The organism is Clostridium sp. D53t1_180928_C8, assembly GCF_015667795.1.
GTDB lineage: Bacteria > Bacillota > Clostridia > Clostridiales > Clostridiaceae > Clostridium.
The window spans coordinates 1-1413 of the sequence record NZ_JADPEL010000127.1 but is presented as its reverse complement, the minus strand read 5'-3'; the positions used below and the strand labels follow the sequence as shown (position 1 = coordinate 1413).

Annotated in this window: 2 protein-coding genes; one reads left to right on the top strand and one right to left on the bottom strand. The window is 27.5% G+C overall.

Annotated elements, in window-relative coordinates:
* Window positions 1-133: IS3 family transposase (locus I4V51_RS20820; RefSeq protein ID WP_195988555.1), on the top strand; the 133-nt coding region annotated here is incomplete at its 5' end.
* Window positions 134-203: 70 nt separating this feature from the next.
* Here the strand turns inward: I4V51_RS20820 and I4V51_RS20815 are convergent.
* Entirely contained in the window at window positions 204-1331 is a 1128-nt protein-coding gene (locus I4V51_RS20815) for a hypothetical protein (protein ID WP_195990344.1), read from the bottom strand.
* Between the last annotated feature and the right edge of the window lie 82 nt (window positions 1332-1413).

Below are 1413 nucleotides of genomic sequence, written 5' to 3'. Positions count from 1 at the left end.
AAAGACATGTGAAACATTTGAAGATCTAGTCAAAGAAATAGACAATTACATAGACTACCATAATAATTTTAGAGGACAATGGAACTTAAAAAAGATGACTCCTGTTCAATACAGAAATCATCTTCTAAATTAGTCTACTCTTTTTTAAACTGTCCTTGACAAGGGGTACAGTTTATTTCAATCTAGTTCTTTTTATTTATATATTATAAAATTGATTTTTTCCACATTTTTAAGAATGAAACTAAATTTTCAATATTTGGGCTTTGGGCATTTCTAACATAGTAACCAGAGGTTGCTGTACCTAGAACTAGTGACAATTGGGCAGATAGACCAAGAACTTGTCCAAAACAAAATCCTGCATTGAAGTTATCACCGGCACCGGTAGTTAATTTTGGATTTGCTTCATAAGGTCCTAATGTGTGATAAAGTGTATTGTTACAAATGGCATAAGCTTCTTTAACTGGATGTACAACTAAACAATATATTCCTATTTTTTCAGCAATGGATTTTATTAATAAATCTAAGGACAATTTTTTGTTAGGTTTACAAATGTCTAAAACATTACCTATTTCGTAAGCTTCTTTTTCGTTTAAGCCTAGAATAACTTTAAATTTGCTAGAGAATTTTTTTATAGTAGAAAGAGCTTCTAATATATGTTCTTTTAACCTATTTTCTGGATCAGCTAAATCAAAGAAAATATATTTATTTGTTTTAGATTTTAAGTTAGGTAAAATTTCATTAATTAATCCATCCCATATTTCGCTCATATAAGGAAGCATCGTCCAATTTTCTAATCCTACTAAATTAGCTTCATCAAAAATTGAAGTAAGATTTTCTAATCCAATTTTTTCTTTAATTTTAATCCAATTTATATCTTTTAAACATTCACGTTTTCCAATCATAAGCTTTCCATCTAAGAATTCAACAGCATCTGTAAGGCCTGGATTAGAAATATTTAATACTTTGGATTTTTTACTCATTTCATGAAAAACAGGATTAATAGAATTTTCGCCAACAGCGCCTATATAAGTTACATTTAGATTATAAGTAGAGAGTGCATTACTCATAATAGGACCATTACCACCAAGTTTATTTTTAACAGGAATAAACTCAATATTAGCACTTAGACCTGCAGCATTACAAATAAATTCACCAAATTCTTTGAGAGTCTCCATTCTAATATAATTATTTGCATCAGTTCTAGTTTTCACTACATGAAGAATTTGATCTACAAATCCATCAAAACCTAATACAGCTTTGATATTATTATTTTCATATTTTTCAAAGAAAGTTATTAAATAATTAATGTCATTTATAAGATTTTCATGCATTAACAATATCCTCCTAATAATAGAAATATAGCTTTTAAACTGTTTCATAATATATATACGGTTGATTTATATTAAATATGTT

What these genes read in the sequence shown, in the direction of transcription:
- I4V51_RS20815 (WP_195990344.1), bottom strand. Translation starts at nt 1,331, where the DNA reads ATGCATGAAAATCTTATAAATGACATTAATTATTTAATAACTTTCTTT.